The organism is Thermaerobacter sp. FW80, from assembly GCF_004634385.1.
GTDB classification, from domain to species: Bacteria; Bacillota; Sulfobacillia; order Thermaerobacterales; family Thermaerobacteraceae; genus Thermaerobacter; species Thermaerobacter composti.
On record NZ_CP037895.1, the window covers coordinates 2,758,258 to 2,776,677 of the forward strand.

Here is an 18,420-nt window from a genome sequence, read left to right on the forward strand (position 1 = left end):
GGGCCTCCCGGAACCGGGCGGCCGGACGAACGCAGGCCCTCCCGTACCGAGGAAGCCGTGAGGCCCTGCCGTGAGGCGCTGGTGTGAAGCCGTAAGGCCCTCGTGGGAAGCCGTGAGGGCTCCTGGACGGCCGCCGGTCACCGCCGGCCACGGCCGGGCCGGGCACGCGCCGGCCGTTACGCCACCTCGTAGCCGGCGTCCTCCACGGCCTCCCGGACGCGGGCGTCGTCCAGATCACCCTCGTACGTCACCGTCACCCGGCCCGTCGCCAGGTCGACCTCCACGTCCTTGACCCCCGCCACGCCGGAAATGGCCTTCTTGACGGCCATCTTGCAGTGGTCGCAGGACATGCCCCGCACCTGGTAGACTCGCGTCGCCATGGGACCCATCCCTCCTGCCTGGCCGGCGGAGCGCTTTCCTTCAACCAACCCCAAGCGCGCCCGCCTTGGGCCATTTTGCCGAAGATACCCACAGGGGGTATCCTTCCCCCATCCTAGGCGCTTCCAGCGGGTGCTGTCAAACTCCGCCGGGCGGGGTCCCCGTTGACACCTTTATACCCCATGGGGGTATCATGGGGGAGAACCGGACTTCGCCTGCGGGAGAGACCGTAAGGAACCGTAGAGGAGGCGCGTCCCGTGAACACCGAGCCCGCCAAGTGCCACGACCCCGGGTCGCGGCGCATGACGCCCCACGCCGACCGCAAGAAGCTGCTCGACCGCCTGCGCCGCATCGAGGGACAGGTGCGCGGGCTGCAGCGCATGGTCGAGGAGGAACGGTACTGTGTGGACGTGCTGGTCCAGGTGGCGGCGGTACGGGCAGCCCTGGACGCCGTGGCCCTGCAGCTGCTCGAACAGCACACCCACCATTGCGTCCAGGACGCCGTACGCAGCGGCGATGGCGACGCGGCCATCGACGAGGTCCTGGCCGTGGTGCGGCGCCTCTTGAGGACCACCTGACCTGCCAGGCGTCCCGAGGTAGCGTACGCGCCACGGGCATGCACGCTGACTCCGCTGCCGGAACCCATCCCGGACGGGGCCGGCCGGGTTTCGCGCCCGCAGAGACCCGGATGCCGCCCCGGCCGGACTGCCGGGCAAGGAGGCATCGCTGATGACGGAAACCCGCGTCCTCGACCGGCCCTCGTCGCCGGAGGCCGGCACCAGGCCGCCGGCCGCCCCGGCCGAGATCACCCTGCCCATCGAGGGCATGACCTGTGCCGCCTGTGCAACCCGCATCGAGCGCGGCCTGAAGAAGATGGAAGGCGTGGACGACGCGGCGGTCAACCTGGCCCTGGGACGCGCGCGGGTCCGGTTCGACCCCCACCGGGTGAGTTTGACCGACATGGCCGGGCGGGTGCGGGATCTGGGGTATGACGTCCCCCTGGAGAGCATCCAGCTGGCCGTCACCGGGATGACCTGCGCCGCCTGCGTCAACCGGGTCGAACGGGCCCTGCGCCGGGTCCCCGGCGTGGTCGACGCCGCCGTCAACCTGGCCACGGGCACGGCCACCGTACGGCTCATCCCCGGGGCGGCGGCGGCCGGCGACCTGACCGCCGCCGTCCAGGCGGCCGGCTACGAAGCCCAGCCCGTAGGAGAAACCCGCGACGAGGCCGAGGCGGCCCGCCAGCGGGAGATCCGCGGCTGGTGGAACCGGTTCCTGCTGGGCGCGGTGCTGTCCCTGCCCCTGGTGCTGGCCATGGCGGCCCACCTCTTCGGCTGGCACGGGCCGGCCGCCGCCGTCCTGCAGAACGGCTGGCTCCAGCTGGTCCTGGCCACGCCCGTGCAGTTCTACGTGGGCTGGGTCTTCTACCGCGACAGCTACTTCAACCTGAAGAACCGCAACGCCAACATGTCGGTGCTGGTCGCCCTGGGCACCACGGCGGCCTACCTGTACAGCGTGGTGGCCCTGCTCTGGCCGGGCCTCGGCACCACGGGCCTTTACTTCGAGACCAGCGCCGTCCTCATCACCCTGGTGGCGCTGGGCAAGTACCTGGAGGCCGTCGCCAAGGGACGCACGTCGGCCGCCATCAAAAAGCTCCTGGGCCTGCAGGCCCGCACGGCCCGGGTGATCCGGGACGGGCGCGAGATGGACGTCCCGGTGGAAGACGTGGCCGTGGGCGACGTGGTGGTGGTCCGGCCCGGCGAGAAGATCCCCGTGGACGGGGTGGTGCTGGAGGGCCGCTCGGCGGTGGACGAGTCGATGCTCACCGGCGAGAGCCTGCCCGTGGAGAAGGGCCCGGGCGATGAAGTGATCGGCGCCACCGTCAACACCACCGGCAGCTTCAAGTTCCGGGCCACCCGGGTCGGGCGGGACACGGCCCTGGCCCAGATCGTGCGCATCGTGGAGGAGGCCCAGGCCTCCAAGGCGCCCATCCAGGCCTTTGCGGACCGGGTGTCGGGCGTGTTCGTCCCCGCGGTCATCGCCGTGGCCCTGGTGACCTTCGGCGGCTGGCTCGCGGTGACCGGCGACTTCACCCGCGCTTTGCTGGCCGCCACCGCGGTGCTGGTCATCGCCTGCCCGTGTGCCCTGGGTCTCGCCACCCCCACGGCGGTCATGGTGGGCACCGGGCGCGGCGCGGAGAACGGCATCCTCTTCCGCGGCGGCGAGCACCTGGAGGCGGCCGCCACCCTGGACGCCGTCCTGCTGGACAAGACCGGGACCCTCACCGTGGGCAAGCCGTCGGTGACCGACGTGGTGGTGCTGGCGCTGCCGGACGGCCTCGAAGCACGAGACGCCGGTCCAGCCGCCGGCCGCGAAGCCGCGAGCGGTGAGGCAGCCCCCGGCCGCGGCGGGGCCGGGTCGTCCGATCTCGATGCCGCCCAGCGGGCCCTGCTGCGCCTTGTCGCCTCGGTGGAACGGGCCTCCGAACACCCCCTGGCCGCTGCCGTCGTCGAGCGGGCCCGGGAAGCCGGCCTCGACCTGGACGAACCGGCCGCCTTCGAGGCCGTCCCCGGCCATGGAGTGACGGCGCAGGTGGCCGGCCGCCAGGTAGCGGTGGGCAACCGGCGGCTCATGGAGGCGCGGGGCGTCGCCGTGGACGCCGCGGCGGACCGGCTGGCGGCCCTGGAGGAACAGGGCAAGACGGTCATGCTGGTGGCGGTGGACGGCCGCCTGGCGGGCCTCATCGCCGTGGCCGACACCCTCAAGGAGACGGCCCCCGAGGCGGTGGCCGCCTTGCACGAGATGGGCCTCGAAGTCTGGATGATCACCGGCGACAACGCCCGCACCGCCCGCGCCGTGGCCCGGCAGGCGGGGATCCCCGAAGAGCGCGTCCTGGCCGAGGTGCTGCCGGCCGACAAGGCCGCCAAGGTACGGGAGCTGCAGGAGCGGGGCCTCAAGGTCGCCATGGTGGGCGACGGGATCAACGACGCCCCCGCCCTGGCGGCGGCCGACGTGGGCATCGCCATCGGCACGGGGACCGACGTGGCCATCGAGGCGGCCGACGTCACCCTGATGCGGGGCGACCTGCGCACCCTGGCCGCCGCCATCGACCTCAGCCGCGCCACCCTGGCCAAGATCCGGCAGAACCTGTTCTGGGCACTGATCTACAACACCCTGGGCATTCCGGTGGCCGCCCTGGGCTATCTCAGCCCGGTGCTGGCCGGCGCGGCCATGGCCCTGAGCTCCGTCTCGGTGACGACCAACTCCACCCTGCTCAAGCGTTTCGATCCCATGCGGCGCTTCCGCCGCCAGGAAAGGGGCCGCCCAGCATGAGCCCGCACGGTAGCATGAAGCGCCAGGGCGGTTCGGGGAACCAGGGCCCCCGGCGCCAGAGGCAACCGGGTCGAGGAGCGCCGGAGCAGGAGGCCTCACGCCAGGTAGCTTCCGCCCGCCAGGCAGGGCGCCGGCCGCGGGGACGGCGCTTGTCCCGCACGGGCGCCGGCCGCGCCCGGGGGCTGCGGATTGCGTGGATGGTGGCGGTTCTGGCCGTCCTGGTGACCGCCGGGGTGCTGGCCTGGAGCAGGGCCGCTTCCTCCCCCGCCATCCGCCATGTCCACGGCATGACCTTCGACCCCCGGGATCCCGGCAGGCTCTGGGTCGCCACCCATGACGGTCTACTGGTCTGGGAGGAACCCGGCCGCTGGCGCGGGCGCGTGGGGCCGGTGGTCGACCTCATGGGCTTTTCGGCCGCTCCCGACGGGACCCTCTATGCCAGCGGCCATCCGGGACCGGGGCTCGACCTGGCCAACCCCCTGGGGCTGGCCCGCAGCGCCGACGGCGGGCGGACCTGGGAGCCCCTCAGCCTGGAGGGCGTCGTGGACTTCCACGCCATGGCGGCCAGCCCGGCTCGGCCCGGCCTGATCTACGGCTACTTCTACGGCGACGGCCAGTTCTACCGTAGCGAGGACGGCGGGCGGACGTGGAGCCGCACGCCCGCTCCCGACCTGGCCGGGCCCCGGGGTCTGGGTCCGCTGCAGCTGGTGGCCCATCCGACCGATCCCGCAACGCTGCTGGCAGCCGGGGAGAACGGGCTGCTCCTGAGCACGGACGGCGGGCGAACGTGGGAACCGCTGCGGAACGGGGTGGTGACGGCGGCGGCCTTCGTTCCCGGAACGGACCGTGGGACGGGAGCCGGAACCGGCACCGGAACGGGCGGCAACTCGGACGCCGGAACGGGCGGAAACCCGGACGCCGGGCCCGCCCCCATTCTGGCCTATGAGCTGTCCACCGGCCTGCTGCGTTCCGACGACGGCGGGCGCACCTGGCAACCGGCGGCGCCGGGGGGCGGTGCCGGCCTGCTGGCCGATCCCAACGATCCCCTGGCCGCTCTGGCGGTTCATCCCAGCCAGCCGCAGCGCATCTACGCCATCACCATGACAGGCACGCTCTGGCGCAGTACCGACGGCGGCGGGACATGGGAAACGATCGGGGCACCGCAATGACCCACGGCGCGCCCATTTTGACGGCTCCCAGCGCACCCTCCTTACCCTCAGGCCATAGGTTGCGGACAGGTGGGGCCACGTCCGCCGCGGCCCCACCTGTTGTCGCCGGGGATCCCTGGCAGACCTGTGCCGAAAGGAGCGGTGTGCGATGCCCATGCCGGACGTCGCGGGGCAAGAGGGTCACCTCGAGCAAGCCAAGGCGCCCCGTTGCCTGCCGCTGGCCGCGGACACCCACCACACCACCCGGGTGGCGGGCCGGCACCCCATCGCGACCAGCGTGGCCGCGTCGCAGACGGCGTTCCCCGACCCGTCCGTCCCCGAACTTCGTCCCGGTGTCGCCATCCTGGCCCGAGGCGACGAGGACCACTTTCAGGACGCCCTGGTCGCGTCTCCTCTGATGCATCACCCGCGCAACGGGCCGATTCTGCTGACCCTCCCCGACGAACTGGACCCGCTCGTCCGCGACGAGCTCCTCCGGCTGCGCCCTCCGGGTGTGGGCGCGCAGCCAGGGCACGGCACGGCACCCGGTGCGGCGGAACAGGCCGGAACACCGGCGGGTATGGTCGCAGAGGGCACGGACTCCGGTCCCCTGCCGGAACTGGAGCCTGCCCCCGCCCCCGGTCCGGCGGAAGGCACGCACCAGGGTCCCGTCCAGGTGTTCCTGGTCGGCGACTTGTCGCACGCCGTCGAGCACCAGGTCCGGCGGCTCGGCTTCCGGTCCCTGCGCCTGCGAGGCCGCAACGTCTTCGAGACGGCCGCCCAGGTGGCGCAATTCGTCGGTGTAGGCAGGACCGTCGTCGTCGTATCCGGCGAAGAGTTCGCCGAGGGGCTGGCGGCGGCGGCGTGGTCGGCCCACACGGGTCAGCCCATCCTGTTGACGCGCCGTGACACGCTACCCCTGGCCACGGCACGGGTCATCGCCCTCGCCCGCAATCCCAACGTCTACATCGTGGGCAGCGAGCGGACCGTATCTCGAGAAGTGGAGCGAGCCATCCGAGGTCTGACGACCGGTCTGGTCCACCGGATCAGCGGGGCGTCACCCTTCGCCATCTCCGTGGAACTGTCCCGCTTCCTCAGCCCGGCGGGCGACTTCGGCTGGGGCAAAACCGAACCCGCGGGTCACTTCTTCCGTTTCTCCGCCGTCGACGCCTGGCAGTCCGCCATCGCCGGCAACCTTTTCTCGCACCTCGCCTCCCACGCGCCGCTGCTGCTGGTTGAACGCGGGCAGGTCCCCGACGTGGTCCGCACCTATATCCTGAGCGTCAACCCTCGCCACACGGAGCCCGCCCCTCCGTTCATGCACGGCTACATCGTCGGCCCGCCCGGCGAGGTGGCCTGCCGGGTCCAATTCGAGCTGGAGGTGCTCCTCCGCACGGTCATCGAATGAAGCAGGCCGGCCGCATCAGGCCGGCCCGTCCGCCAAGGAGAGGCATGGCGCCCGCCGCCGGCGGCCCATGCCTCTCCCCTTGCTCAGCCCGCTCTCCCGCCGCTCACTCGAGCCGCAGTCGCCGCAGCAGCATCGCGTTGACCGCCACCGCGACCGTCGACAGGCTCATGAACACCGCGCCCACGGCCGGTGAGAGCAGGAGTCCCCACGCGGCGCCGACGCCTGCCGCCAGTGGCAGGGCGACGGTGTTGTACCCGGTCGCCCAGAACAGGTTCTGGACCATCTTCCGGTAGGTGGCTCGCGATACTTGCAGCGCACCCGCCACGTCCAGCGGATCGTCTTCGATCAGGACCAGGTCCGCCGACTCGATGGCGACGTTGGTACCGGCTCCGATGGCCACGCCCAGATCGGCTTCCAGCAGCGCCGGGGCATCGTTGATGCCGTCGCCCACAAAGGCCGTCGGACCTTCCTGCTTGAGCTGGCGAACGATCTTCGCCTTTTCTTCCGGCAATACCCGGGCGTGGTACCGCTGGATCCCCAGTTCCGAGGCGACCGAGCGGGCCACCGCCTCCGCGTCGCCGGTGATCATCACGACCTGGATGCCCATCTGCCGCAGCCTGTGCACGGCCTCCCGGGCCCGCCCCCGCACTTTGTCGGCCAGGGCGAACAAGGCCAGTGCGCCCTGCTCGTCCATCAGGGCGATGACGCTCTCGCCGCGAGCTTCCGCTTCATCCAGACCCCGGCGCAATGCGACGGGCAGTTCCAGCCCGAGCTCGGCGATCCACTCGGGGCGACCGATCCGATAGACCTTCCCACCCACCGAACCGATCACCCCCTTGCCGGCGACCACCCGGAAGTCCTCCACCGCCGGGACTTGCAGATTCCGCTGGTCCGCCAGTTCGACCACCGCCCGGGCGAGGGGGTGCTCAGAACGCCGTTCCAGCGCCGCGCCGATGCGCAAGGCTTCCTCTTCCGGCAAGCTGGCTGTGTAGATGCGGCGCACGCCGAACTTGCCTTCCGTCAGCGTGCCCGTCTTGTCGAAGGCAACGATCTTCAGGTCCCGTGCCCGCTCGAAAGCTTCCCGGTTCCGCACCAGGATGCCGGCGCGCGCCGCCATCGACGTGGCGTTGACCGTCACCAGCGGAATCGCCAATCCGAGGGCGTGGGGGCAGGCGATGACCAGCACGGCCACCGCCCACGTCAGCGCGAAGTCCAGGGGCTCCCCGGACGCCCACCAGGCCAGGAAGGTCAGGGCGCCGGCGCCGATGGCGATGTAGGTCAACCAGCCCGCCGCCCGGTCGGCCAGGTTCTGAAAGCGGCTGCGGGACGCCTGGGCTTCCCGCACCAGGCGCTGGATCTGGCTCAGGGTCGTGTCGTCGCCGGTGCGCGTGACCCGGACCGTCAGGGCGCCTTCGCCGTTGACCGACCCGGCGACCACCTCGTCGCCCGGTTCCTTGGGAACCGGCCGCGATTCCCCGGTCAGGAACGCCTCGTTGACACTGGAGCTGCCTTCCTCGACCACACCGTCCACCGGTACCTGCTCGCCGGGCCGGATCAGAATGCGATCCCCTTCCTTCAGCTGTTCCACCGGCACGTCGGTCACCGTACCGCCTTCCAGCTTGTGGGCCCGGGAGGGTACCAGCGCCGCCAGGTGCTCCAGCGCCCGGCTGGCTCCCTGGACCGACGACATCTCGATCCAGTGGCCGAGCAGCATGATGGTCACCAGTGTGGCCAGCTCCCAGTACAGCGGCATCCCCTTGAAGCCAAAGGTCACCGCCACGCTGTAGACGAAGGCCACCGTGATGGCCAGCGAGATGAGGGTCATCATGCCCGGGGCGCGCGCCCGCAGCTCGTGAGCCGCGCCTTTGATGAACACCAGTCCGCCGTACACGTAAATGGCAGTGGCCAGGAGGGCTTGGACCCATTCCGCCCCGGGAAATTGGACCGCCCGGTAGCCCAGCCATTCCTGGGTGAGGGGTGCGAAGTAGAGGATCGGCACGGTGAGAGCAAGACAGACCCAGAACCGGTCCCGGAACATCTCCGGGCTGTGACCCGCGTGCTTGTCGTGGGCGCCGTGGTGGTCATGGGCACCGTGATGATGGTCTACACTTTGCGCGTCGCGGAGGTCACGGCCGTGGACACCTTTCTCAAGCCCTTGGGCTTCGGATGCAGAGACGGCCCTTTGAAGTGGAGATCGACCACCGTCGCTCCGGGAAGGCTTGTCCTCCGGCGAAACACTCTTCGCCGCAGGATGGGAAGGGTGGTGATGGTGGTGATGCGGGTGATGGGGTGGATGGGAGTGCACCGGATCGTGCGGGGCGTGCTCACCGCGATGGCGGTGTGGGCTCGATTCATCCATGTCATCGACGACCTCCTATGACCCTATGACCGGCCCGGCCACCTGGGGGATGACGGCTGTCGACGACACGATACCCCTACGGGGTAATCACAGCCATGAATAACTTACCATCCGACGGGTGGGGAAGCAAGACGAGAGCCGGCCATCCCACGCCGACCCCGCGGCGGTCGGCCGTGGGGCACCGGCCGCTGTAGCGCGGCCTTCCGACGCCGATCGAGGAGGAGCGGCGAAGGAAAGCCCCGTCCTCCCGCACCCGGGATACGGGGCCGCACCGGGCGTTGATCGAGCATGGCGGGGGTGGAACAACCCCGGCGCGAGAGCGGAAGGCCGCTGGAGGATCCAGCGGCCTTCCGCTGCGCTGTCCCAGTCCCGTCCCGCCACGCGGCGAACGCGGTCACGCGGCCATCCGCCGGCACTCCTCGGCGCACGCGCGGCACTCGCGCGCGCACTCCTGGCAGTGCTCGTCTTGGAACCGGCCGCATTCCTGGGCGCAGGCTTCACAGATCTCGGCACAGACCCGGCAAATGGCCCCGGCAAAGTCGCTGCCTCGGGACATCACCCGGGAAGCCAGCGCACAAATGTCTGCACAATCGCGCAACAGCTGCACGCACCGGCCGCGCTGTGCGGCGTCCGGCTCCTTCAGGCAGGCCGTCAGGCATTGCTCGCAGGCCTGCATGCAGCTGTTGCAGGCGTCAATGCACTTTTTGTACTGCTGCACGTCCGTGTGAACAACCGCCACCCCGAGGTGACGTCCTAAACTGTCTGTAAACGCGAAGCGGTCTGGGCTACCATCGGTGGCGTCGGAAAACTCGCCCCAGCTGGGGCACACCGAGGAGGACCCAGACCTATGTCCAGGATACCACCCAGCCAGCAGTTGGCGGAGCTGGCCCGGCAGCTGGCCGCGCAGGCCCGGGAGGGTACTGAGGTCGAGGACCTGACCCATGCCCTCGTCCGCCTGGGCGCCCGCAAGCTCATCCAGGAGCTGCTGGAGGCAGAGGTCACGGAGCTTTTGGGGCGCGGACGCTACGAGCGGCGCGAGCCTGGCCAGGAAGGCGCCCGCAACGGCTACAAGCCGCGGACGCTGCGTTGCGCCGAGGGGCGGCTCGAGATCGACGTCCCCCAGGTGCGGGGCATGGAGGGACTGTGCCAGCCCACGCTGTGGAGGGCCCTCAAGCGGCGGACGGACGTGCTGGAGCGCCTGGTGGTGGAGATGTACGCCCGGGGCCTCTCTACCCGGGACATCGAGGATGCGCTGGCGGAGCTGGCGGGCAGCGAAGCGCCGCTTTTGAGCCGGTCCACCGTGAGCCGGATCACCGAGGCGCTCCACGAGGAGTTCGAGGCCTTTGCCCAGCGGGACCTGTCAGGCCTCGACGTGGTGTACCTGTTCGCCGACGCCATCTACGAGTCGCTGCGCCGGCAGGCGGGCTGCCGTGAGGGCATCCTGGTCACCTGGGCCATCTTGAGCGACGGCAGCAAGGTGCTGGTGCACCTGAGCCTGGGCAACAAGGAGCGCTACGAGGACTGGCTGGAGCACTTCCGGGATCTGGTGCGCCGGGGGCTGAAGACGCCGCTGACGGTGACGACGGACGGGGCGCCGGGGCTGATCCAGGCGGTGGAAGCCATGTGGCCGGAGGCGGAGCGCATCCGCTGCTGGGTGCACAAGATGCGGAACGTGCTGGACAAGGTGCCGGAGGAGGCGCGGCCCGTGCTCAAGCCCTACCTGGAGGCGATCCGGGACGCACCGGATATCGAGCAGGGCCGGCGGCTGGTGGCCGAGGTGGTGGAGCGGTTCGGGCGGGAGTATCCCTCGGCCATGCGGAGCCTGCAGGAGGACCTGGAAGCGAGCCTGGCGCACCTGCGGCTACCCGCCGCCCACCGCAAGCATGTCCGGACCACCAACCTGGTGGAGCGCAGCTTCGAGGAGGAGCGGCGGCGCGCCAAGGTGATCCCGCGGTTTCGGAGCGAGCGGGAGTGCCTGAAGCTAGTCTTCGCCGTGCTGTGGCGGGCGAGTGAGCGCTGGCGGCGGGTGCAGTTCAGCGAGCACGAACGAAAGCAGCTGGAGCGCTACATCGAGGAGCGGCAACGGCAAAGAGCGGCGCAGAAAGAGGTTTCACCCGCTGCCACCGTGGCATGACCCAGACCGCTTTTACAGACAGTTCGGGACTTGACCCACCCCGATACCCCCTTTCTTCCATAGGCTAGGATCGTGCCGGCCCGATTCCCGCGCCGGCACGATCCCCGTGGATAACGTCCTGCCAGGGCCGTCGCGCCATGCTGGCAATATACGGAACGAGAGACGGGTACCTCTCCGGGTTCTTCACTTCGTGACGGTGCTTGTCGCCCAAGGTTTCCGCCCGCTCCTCACGCCGGGCGCAGAGGCAGCCAAACGCGGAACGTCGCCCCTTGCCCGCATCTGCTTTCCGCATGGACCCGGCCACCGTGCAGCTCGACGATGCGCCTGACGATGGCCAAGCCGAGCCCCGCCCCTCCGCCGGCGCGGGAGCGCGACTTGTCGACCCGGTAGAGGCGCTCCCAGATATGCGGCAAGTCGTCGGGTGGAATGCCTTCCCCCGTGTCCCGCACGGTCACCACCGCCTCCCTCCCCTCGCGGCCGATGCTAACCGTCACCTCTCCTCCGGAAGGGGTGTGCCGGCGCGCATTGTCCAGCAGGTTGATCCACACTTGTTCCAGCCGTTCGCCGTCACCGTCCACCCAAAGATCCTCCGACGCATCCACCCGGAGGTTCACACCCTTTTCCTCAAAGGCCGGCAACAGGCGCGCCACCACCGCTTTGACGGTCTGGCCCACTTCCACCGGCTGGCGACGGAGGGAGAAGGTCGGCTCCTCCAGCCGCACCAGGGTGAACAGGTCCTGAAGGAGGCGGGTCAACCGGCCCGCCTCCTGGTGAATGGTGGCCGCCATCACCCGGCGCTGGGCTTCGTCCCCGTAACCTTTGACGAGGGCCTCGCTGTAACCCTGGATGTACGTCAGCGGAGTCCGCAGTTCGTGCGATACGTCGGCCAGGAACGCCGACTGCTGGGCGCGGTACGTTTGCAGGCTTTCGGCCATCCGGTTGATGGAAGCGGCCAGGCGAGCGATCTCGTCGTTGCCACGAATCGCCACGCGCTGCGTGTAGTCCCCTGCGGCAATGGCGGACGTGACGGCCGTCATCTGCCGCAACGGTCGGGTCAATCGTCTCGACAACACGACCGTCACCGCCGTTGCCAAGACCGCCATGATGCCGAGGGCGATCCAGCTGGCGACCTTGAACGCCTCCAGGTCACGTCGGAAGGGTTCCGTGGGTTCGAAGAGGACCACCGTGGCCACCCACTCACCGTTTCTGAACACGGGCGACCATACAACGAGGTAGGGTTCCTCTCGCCAGTCGCCACTGACGACGGCCCCTTCCGGCGTGGCGAGGGCACGGCCGTCGACCTGGAGGTAGCGCGTCTGCTCGGGGCCCAGCGGTTCCGAGGACGCCAGGACCGTTCCCCCACGATCCACGACGGCTGCGATCAAGGGGGTCTGTCGCTCCATGGCGACCACGTGGTTCAGGGCCTCCGGCCCCCACCGGTCGCTGAGCGCTTCGGCATGCCCGTGGCCGCGATGCAATAAATCCGCCGCAGCCTGGGCCACCAGGGAGCGGCTGAAGACCACGTAGAGGACGGCGAGCAGGATCAGGCAGAGCGAGCTGAACAGCGCGAACAACAATAACCCCAGTTTGGTCGACAGCTGCAGACGACTCATGGGATGGTCCCACCACGTCCGTCGTGGTGCGGGTTCAAACGGTACCCGATGCTGCGCACGGTCTCGATCAGGTGCCGGGAACAGCCGGCTGCGACCAATTTGGCGCGCAACGTCTTGACGTGGGTGTCGACGGTGCGCACGTCGCCGTCGTAATCCCAGCCCCATACCCGCTCGATGATCCGCGCGCGGTCCAGCACCTGCCCCGGATGCCGTGCCAACAAGGCCAGGAGATCGAACTCCTTAGGCGTCAGATTCAAACGGCGTCCATGGCAGTATGCCTCCCGGGCCGGCACGTCGATGAGCAGGGGCCCGGCGATCACCCGGTCGGCCGGTCGCCCCTCGACCCTTGGGGTGCGGCGCAGGACCGCTCGAATGCGGGCCAACAGTTCTTCTTCTGCAAAGGGTTTGACGAGGTAGTCGTCCGCCCCGGCTTCGAGACCGGAGACCCGGTCCCGGACGTCGTCCCGGGCCGTCAGCATGATGACCGGAACATCACTCTCCCTCCGGAGGATCCGGCACACCGCCCAGCCGTCGATGCCCGGCAGCATGATGTCCAGCAGAACCAGATCCGGTCGCTCGGTCCGGACGCGCTCCAATGCCTCATACCCGTCTTCCGCCTCGGAGACCGCAAACCCGTGCTGCTCGAGGAAGAGCCGGAGCAAGGCGCGCATCGGAGCCTCGTCGTCGACCACCAGGATGCGCATGGTCTGCCCTCCCCGCCGCCTGGAGGATGCAGCGGCCCCGTTCCCCGGAACGCACCACCGGCCGCTGATCCCCGATCCGCTCCCCTTCAGCTTGACAACGGCGGCATCGACGGACAACCCGGCCTTGGCCGGCGCGCATCGTTTCCGTCCCAACAACAAACGGAAGACCAGAAGGGAGGCACCCCTTCTGGTCTTCCGCGTCCCGCAACCGCCGGCGTCATTCCGGCCTGGCGTCGGGTTCCGGCTGCACGTTGCTGACGTACCCGTCGTAGAGCACCTGTGTCACCATGCCGCCCGCGGCGTGATGCAACTCGTGGCAATGGAACACCCAGTTGCCCGGGTTGTCCGTACGGAAGGCAATCACGTATTCTTCGCCGGGCTTGACGTTCAGCGTGTCCTTGATCACCGGGGCACCCGTCAACGGCTTTCCGTTCCTGCTCAGAACCTGGAAGAAGTGTCCATGGAGGTGCATCGGGTGCTCATCCGTCGGGGAGCGGTTCACGATGCGTACCTGTACCAGATCGCCCTCCTTGACGCGGATGGGCGGCGTGTCCGGGAACGTCTTGCCGTTGATGGTGTAGATGACCCCGTTCTCGCCCATGCCCGTGCCCAGCTCCATCGTGTACTGGACGTCATATTCCTGGTCCAGGGTGAAGGGCCCCTGCTCATCCTGCCCATAATTCAGCAAATCGACCACCGGGAGCTGGGCCGTCTCGTTGGGCTGGTCCGTCTGCTGCGAGGCGCCCTCGTAGGCGATGGCCACCTTCATCCCCGAAGCGGCCGCAGCGCCCGCATCGTGGGCCTCCAGGTACCACGTACCCGGATTGTCCGCCGTAAAGGCGATGTCGACACGTTCACCGGGCGCGATCGAGATCAGTTGATCCTTCAGCGGTCGGCCCCCGGCCACGGGCTGACCGTCGCGGGCCACCACGGTGAAGGAATGCCCGTGGAGATGCAGGTCATGCCGGAGGTATCCCATGTTGATCAGGCGGATCCGAACCCGTTCCCCTTCCGTCACCGTCAGGGGCTGCACCAGGGAACCCGACTTGCCGTTGATGGTGAAGATGTCGTACTGCATCGTGTGCATGGGCATCGACATATCCTGCGGGCTACCCATCCCGTCGTGGTTCGTGTCCCCTGACATGCCCGGCATGTCGCCCATGCCCTGCATGCCCTGCATTCCCTGCATGCCCTGCATGCCCTGCATGCCTTGCGCTTCCGTTCCCTGGCTCGATTGGCCGGACATGCCCCCCATGCTCCCGTGATCCATCCCGGTCCCGGCCGGTTCTGCGTTGCTTTCTCCCGCCTTGGTCCACTCGTCGAGAATCAGCGCGAAATCACGATCGTACGCGGATTCGGGTTCCTCCACCACCAGCGCACCGTAGAGTCCCCTGTCGACCTGTTCGGCGCTCTCCTGGTGGGAATGGTACATGTACGTCCCCGCAACGGTCGCCTTGAACTCGTAGACGAACTCCTCGCCCGGCTTGACCAGGTTTTGCGTCACACCCGGTACGCCGTCCATTTCATTGGGGACCGGATACCCGTGCCAGTGGATGGTCGTCGGGACCGGAAGCTCGTTCTTGAACCGCACGCGAATCGTCTCGCCCTGCTTGACCCGGATTTCCGGTCCCGGGACGCTGCCGTTGTAGGCCCAGACTTCCTTCTCGACGCCCGGGGCGACTTCCAGCCTCGCCGGCTTGGCCACCAGGCGGATCTCCCCGTTTGCATCGGGGCGCAAGATCGCCGGCGCCGTCGCCATCTCGCTGCCGGCAGTGTCGACCGGTGCCGCGCCGTCGCCGCCGCCCGCTGCGGGGCCGGCCGGTCCGACGCTCGAGCAGCCGGCCAGCAAGGCCAGCCCCGCGGCAAGCAACGCCGCGGTCCATCTCCTCCGCAACACGCGCATCGCTGGCTCCTCCTCGATGAGAGTGGAACTCTGAACCCGCCTCGACGGGTTCGACCACCCCGCTTGGCCGCACCCCGCTGGGCCGCGCGGGCCGACACGGCCCGCCCCTGTGCGGCCCACGCCGGCAATATTAGGCCCGTCGTGTGAGAAGCGTGTGAAGAACGAGGAGAGAACGCGCGCCCCACGATGGGGAGGCGCCCGGCCTCGCCGCGGCGCGGCGCTGCACGCCACCTTGCCGTGCGCCGCGTCTGGCGCTTCCTTGCTGAGGAGGGTCACGGTTCCTTGACGACGGGGCGCTGCGGTTCCCCGCGCTCCGCTCTCCCGCGGGCCCGTGCGATGGCCACGGCGGCCCCATAGGCCAGCAGGCCGGTGATCGCGGCCATGACCTGGAAACGGCTGATGCCGCCAAGCATGACCGCTGCCGGGCGGAAGAAATCCGCTCCGACAGCCGCCACGCTGGCCAGAACGACGCCAGCCAAAGCGGCATGGCCCGGGAACGAAGCCAGTGGACGCAAGCGGGCGAGGATCCCTGCCGCCAGCACGAGACCCGTCGCCAGGGGAAATGCGCGCGGGTCGCGCAGCCCCAGCGCGACGACGCCCAGGCCCAGAAGCAACGGCGTCGCGACCACGTCAAGAACGGCCGGGATCTCGCGCCACCGCCGCGCCAAGGGACCGGCCAATAGCAAGGCTCCGATCAAGGCCCCGATCGCGGCGGTGGAACCGCCGGGCCAGGCGATCAGCAGGCGGGGGTTGTGGATGTAACTGGACGGCGAGCCCAGGATGTCGGCTGCCTTGGCGCCCAGCAAGAGACCGATGGCCACCCGTGTGAACAGCCGGTCGACGAGGGCCGGATCGGCAACCGGGGAAGGGGCCTGCGGGGAATGCGGCACCGTGGCCGGGGACGGTGCGGGCGCCGCCGGTCCCGCCGGGCCGGCGCGCGCGTCCGCTCGCTCGGCGAGCTTGACCGCGAGGACGTACGCCACCAGCGTACCGGCCACAGTGGCCAGGGGCCCGGTCGGGAAAGCCAGCGGGCCGAGGCCGATCACGTCAGGTAGAACCGGCAGCGACAAGCACCGTCCCTCCCTTGTCGACCATGCAGCGCGGGGCACCCGCCGGGGTTCACCCTCCCTGGCGCGCCCGTTCTACGTAGCTTTCCATGACCGGCAGGCTCATCGGCCCGATATACTTTGCCCAGACGATGCCATCCGGCCCGATGAAGTAGCTGGTCGGCAGGTAGACCACCCTGTAGATGCGGGCCACACGGCTGCCCGCGTCGTAAGGAACGCGCCAGGTGAAGCCGTTCCGCTCCATGAAGGCCTTGACCTCGGCGGGCGTGGCCGGATCGCTGGTGTTCACGCCCAGCACCACCAGGTCCGGGACGCCCTTGTCGACCAGCCGCTGGATCTCCGGCATCTCCTCGCGGCAGGGCGGGCACCAGGTGGCCCAGAAGTTCAGGAAGACCACCTTGCCGCGGTAATCCGAAAGCCGCACCGTGCGACCCGTGACGTCCTGCAGTTCGAAGTCGGGTGCGGGCATGCCGACGGCGATCACCGGCGGGGACGGTTCCTGCGCCGTCCCGCCCTGCCCGGCGGGCGGCGGCGTCCCCTCGGGCGCCGGTGCCAGGCGCAAGTCCCCCGGCGGAGGGGCCGAAGGCGCCTCCGGCCTAAGACTTCCGCCGGCAAGCAACATGGCCACGAGCAGCAGGACAGCTCCCCCGAGAATCCGGTTCATCGAGACCCTCCCAGTACCGGCGCGGCCGCGGCCCGAGGGGGCGCAGCGGCGGATCGACTATGAACGACCGCCTCCCGGAGAACGCCCGCCTCCCGGAACGCGAAACAGGCGCAACGCACCGTCCCCGGATGTCACCACTATGCATGCTCCCTTCCTCGTGTCCTACACCGGGCGCCGCGCCACACCGAAAGCCTGCGGTCTGACGGGACCGCCCACCGGCAGGTCGAACCGTTCCAGTTCCTCCAGGACGAAGCCCGCAGCCTGGATTACCTCCGTCGTCCGCCGGTTGGGGTGGCATCCGGCGGCAACGAGACGCCATACCGGCGTCAGCCGGTCCTGCCAGCGGGCCGCCCGTTCATCCTTGGCCCGAACGTGTTCGAGGAACCGGAAGGTCCCGCCCGGCCGGAGCACCCGGAAGACCTCGCGCAAGGCCCGCTCCAGGTCGCTGACGCTGCAGAATACATGGGTGGCCACCGCGGTATCGAAGGATTGATCCGCAAAGGGCATGTTCTCCGCGGGTGCGGCGACCAGTTCCATGGGGATGCCGAGTTGCCCGGCCCGCGCCGCCGCCCGCCGGCGCATGTGGGGGTCGGGCTCAAGCCCGACCAGCCGCGTGATTCGCTCCATCCGGTAAAACGGCAGGTTGAGGCCCGTACCGACACCGATCTCCAGGACACGGCCGGTCGCCCCACCCGCCACGCGCCGGCGCCAGGGATCGATCAGGGGCGCCGCCGGGCGCTGGAACAGGTCGTACACGGCCGCGAAGAATGGGTGGCCTGCCACGGTGACTCCTCCCCTGGCCGTGGTCGTACCGGGTTCGGGAGTTCCCGGCCGCGATGCCGAAGACCCGCCCACCCCGCAACCGTACCGGCGGCCCGGCGTCGGGGTAGGCTTCTCGCTCCGGCCCGACCCCTCCTACCTCTTCACCGGACACCCTTCATTTCATTGTACCCTCCGGTGCGGCGTTCCCCGGGGACGCCGGGTTGCCGCTTCGGAGCCCCCCGGGAGGCCGTTGGACGGCAACCACGGGATGGGATCGAAAGCCCCTGCCGCGCATACGGCATAAGTGACGGCCCGGGCGGAAGGCCACCCCTGGAAACTATCACCCTTCTCCGCGCCTGACAGTGGCCTGTGCAGCCCGCTCGCGGCCCGCCGCACCTCGGCATCACGGGGAGGTGGCGCGGTGCTTGGTGACGCCCTGTTCCAGCGTTCGGCCTGGGCCGGGCTGATCGGGAGCTTCCTCGACCACAGCCTGTCGCTGCACGGGTTGCTGGCAACCGTGCTCGCCCTGGCCGCGCCGCTGACGGTGCGGCCCGCGGCGGAGGAGGAACATGCGGCCATGACCCTGGCCGGGCTTGGCGCTCTCGCCGGGAGCGCCCTGGCGGCGGCATCGACGGCATTCATGGACCTCTGGTCCGGCACGGCGGCGCACGGGCCCTCCGCCAGCGTGATGATCGCCATGGGCGCGTCCATGGGCGGCATGCTGGGCGGCGGCTGGCACCTCTGGCGGTGGCGACGTCACCGCTGATCTTCGCCCGGAGCCCACCGCGGGCCACCCCGTGGGACGGAGGCACGGTCGGCAGGAGAGCAAGGTCCGCTGCCCAGAAGCGCCCGGCGGGCAAGCACACTGGTCAGGCAAGCCCCCTCCTACCCCCGCACCGCACCGTGGGCGTCCCCTGCCGGCTCTTCCATGCCAACCGTGCGTGGCC

Annotated in this window: 16 protein-coding genes; 7 read left to right on the forward strand and 9 right to left on the reverse strand. The window is 69.8% G+C overall.

Annotation, left to right across the window (positions count from 1 at the left end; translation table 11 throughout):
- Window positions 1–176: 176 nt before the first annotated feature.
- Window positions 177–380 carry a heavy-metal-associated domain-containing protein gene (locus E1B22_RS11390; RefSeq protein ID WP_135225740.1) on the reverse strand — a complete coding sequence of 68 codons (204 nt, stop codon included), beginning with the start codon at window positions 378–380 and terminating at the stop codon, window positions 177–179.
- A gap of 255 nt (window positions 381–635) precedes the next feature.
- On the opposite strand from E1B22_RS11390, the gene E1B22_RS11395 reads away from it, so the two are divergent.
- The 4 genes from E1B22_RS11395 (at window position 636) to E1B22_RS11410 (ending at window position 6,267) form a co-directional block, all read left to right on the forward strand.
- Window positions 636–956 (forward strand): metal-sensitive transcriptional regulator, encoded by a 321-nt coding sequence (locus E1B22_RS11395; RefSeq protein ID WP_371413474.1) that lies wholly within the window; start codon window positions 636–638, stop codon window positions 954–956.
- Window positions 957–1,107: 151 nt separating this feature from the next.
- On the forward strand, window positions 1,108–3,711 hold the full coding sequence (locus tag E1B22_RS11400) for a heavy metal translocating P-type ATPase (RefSeq protein WP_135225741.1): 2,604 nt from the start codon (window positions 1,108–1,110) through the stop codon (window positions 3,709–3,711).
- A gap of 149 nt (window positions 3,712–3,860) precedes the next feature.
- The gene (locus tag E1B22_RS11405) at window positions 3,861–4,880 is read left to right on the forward strand and encodes a F510_1955 family glycosylhydrolase (RefSeq protein WP_135225742.1); all 1,020 of its coding nucleotides are present in this window, start codon (window positions 3,861–3,863) and stop codon (window positions 4,878–4,880) included.
- A 148-nt stretch (window positions 4,881–5,028) separates the two neighbouring features.
- A complete protein-coding gene (locus tag E1B22_RS11410) occupies window positions 5,029–6,267 on the forward strand; it encodes a cell wall-binding repeat-containing protein (RefSeq protein ID WP_135225743.1) in 1,239 nt (412 codons plus the stop codon).
- Between the two features lie 103 nt (window positions 6,268–6,370).
- On the opposite strand, the gene E1B22_RS11415 is transcribed toward E1B22_RS11410, so the two are convergent.
- On the reverse strand, window positions 6,371–8,305 hold the full coding sequence (locus tag E1B22_RS11415) for a heavy metal translocating P-type ATPase (RefSeq protein ID WP_243123409.1): 1,935 nt from the start codon (window positions 8,303–8,305) through the stop codon (window positions 6,371–6,373).
- 18 nt (window positions 8,306–8,323) lie between these two features.
- Here E1B22_RS11415 and E1B22_RS13565 point away from each other — a divergent pair, with 18 nt between their 5' ends.
- Window positions 8,324–8,647 (forward strand): hypothetical protein, encoded by a 324-nt coding sequence (locus E1B22_RS13565; RefSeq protein ID WP_242823239.1) that lies wholly within the window; start codon window positions 8,324–8,326, stop codon window positions 8,645–8,647.
- Between the two features lie 373 nt (window positions 8,648–9,020).
- Here E1B22_RS13565 and E1B22_RS11420 read toward each other — a convergent pair whose 3' ends face one another.
- Window positions 9,021–9,365 carry a four-helix bundle copper-binding protein gene (locus E1B22_RS11420; protein ID WP_006903533.1) on the reverse strand — a complete coding sequence of 115 codons (345 nt, stop codon included), beginning with the start codon at window positions 9,363–9,365 and terminating at the stop codon, window positions 9,021–9,023.
- 108 nt (window positions 9,366–9,473) lie between these two features.
- On the opposite strand from E1B22_RS11420, the gene E1B22_RS11425 reads away from it, so the two are divergent.
- Window positions 9,474–10,760 carry an IS256 family transposase gene (locus tag E1B22_RS11425; RefSeq protein ID WP_135224104.1) on the forward strand — a complete coding sequence of 429 codons (1,287 nt, stop codon included), beginning with the start codon at window positions 9,474–9,476 and terminating at the stop codon, window positions 10,758–10,760.
- A gap of 227 nt (window positions 10,761–10,987) precedes the next feature.
- Here E1B22_RS11425 and E1B22_RS11430 read toward each other — a convergent pair whose 3' ends face one another.
- From E1B22_RS11430 to E1B22_RS11455, 6 genes are all read right to left on the reverse strand, one after another.
- Entirely contained in the window at window positions 10,988–12,373 is a 1,386-nt protein-coding gene (locus tag E1B22_RS11430; protein WP_135225745.1) for a cell wall metabolism sensor histidine kinase WalK, read from the reverse strand.
- Window positions 12,370–13,077 carry a response regulator transcription factor gene (locus tag E1B22_RS11435; RefSeq protein WP_135225746.1) on the reverse strand — a complete coding sequence of 236 codons (708 nt, stop codon included), beginning with the start codon at window positions 13,075–13,077 and terminating at the stop codon, window positions 12,370–12,372. The genes E1B22_RS11430 and E1B22_RS11435 overlap by 4 nt, the downstream gene beginning before the upstream one ends.
- Window positions 13,078–13,294: 217 nt before the next feature.
- Window positions 13,295–14,980: a multicopper oxidase family protein gene (locus E1B22_RS11440; RefSeq protein ID WP_135225747.1), complete on the reverse strand. Its 1,686-nt coding sequence runs from the start codon at window positions 14,978–14,980 to the stop codon at window positions 13,295–13,297.
- Between the two features lie 272 nt (window positions 14,981–15,252).
- Window positions 15,253–16,050: a diacylglyceryl transferase gene (locus E1B22_RS11445; RefSeq protein WP_135225748.1), complete on the reverse strand. Its 798-nt coding sequence runs from the start codon at window positions 16,048–16,050 to the stop codon at window positions 15,253–15,255.
- Window positions 16,051–16,099: 49 nt separating this feature from the next.
- Window positions 16,100–16,711, reverse strand: coding sequence for a TlpA disulfide reductase family protein (locus E1B22_RS11450; protein ID WP_006903528.1), 612 nt, complete (start codon window positions 16,709–16,711; stop codon window positions 16,100–16,102).
- Between the two features lie 162 nt (window positions 16,712–16,873).
- Window positions 16,874–17,494 carry a class I SAM-dependent methyltransferase gene (locus E1B22_RS11455; RefSeq protein WP_135225749.1) on the reverse strand — a complete coding sequence of 207 codons (621 nt, stop codon included), beginning with the start codon at window positions 17,492–17,494 and terminating at the stop codon, window positions 16,874–16,876.
- 400 nt (window positions 17,495–17,894) lie between these two features.
- On the opposite strand from E1B22_RS11455, the gene E1B22_RS11460 reads away from it, so the two are divergent.
- Window positions 17,895–18,239 (forward strand): hypothetical protein, encoded by a 345-nt coding sequence (locus E1B22_RS11460; protein WP_135225750.1) that lies wholly within the window; start codon window positions 17,895–17,897, stop codon window positions 18,237–18,239.
- The last annotated feature ends 181 nt before the right edge of the window (window positions 18,240–18,420 follow it).

Excerpts from the sequence above, each read along its gene's own strand:
- E1B22_RS11390 (WP_135225740.1), bottom strand. The coding sequence starts at position 380 with ATGGCGACGCGAGTCTACCAGGTGCGGGGCATGTCCTGCGACCACTGC.
- E1B22_RS11400 (WP_135225741.1), top strand. The coding sequence starts at position 1,108 with ATGACGGAAACCCGCGTCCTCGACCGGCCCTCGTCGCCGGAGGCCGGC.
- E1B22_RS11410 (WP_135225743.1), top strand. The coding sequence starts at position 5,029 with ATGCCCATGCCGGACGTCGCGGGGCAAGAGGGTCACCTCGAGCAAGCC.
- E1B22_RS11415 (WP_243123409.1), bottom strand. The coding sequence starts at position 8,305 with ATGTTCCGGGACCGGTTCTGGGTCTGTCTTGCTCTCACCGTGCCGATC.
- E1B22_RS11425 (WP_135224104.1), top strand. The coding sequence starts at position 9,474 with ATGTCCAGGATACCACCCAGCCAGCAGTTGGCGGAGCTGGCCCGGCAG.
- E1B22_RS11430 (WP_135225745.1), bottom strand. The coding sequence starts at position 12,373 with ATGAGTCGTCTGCAGCTGTCGACCAAACTGGGGTTATTGTTGTTCGCG.
- E1B22_RS11435 (WP_135225746.1), bottom strand. The coding sequence starts at position 13,077 with ATGCGCATCCTGGTGGTCGACGACGAGGCTCCGATGCGCGCCTTGCTC.
- E1B22_RS11440 (WP_135225747.1), bottom strand. The coding sequence starts at position 14,980 with ATGCGCGTGTTGCGGAGGAGATGGACCGCGGCGTTGCTTGCCGCGGGG.
- E1B22_RS11450 (WP_006903528.1), bottom strand. The coding sequence starts at position 16,711 with ATGAACCGGATTCTCGGGGGAGCTGTCCTGCTGCTCGTGGCCATGTTG.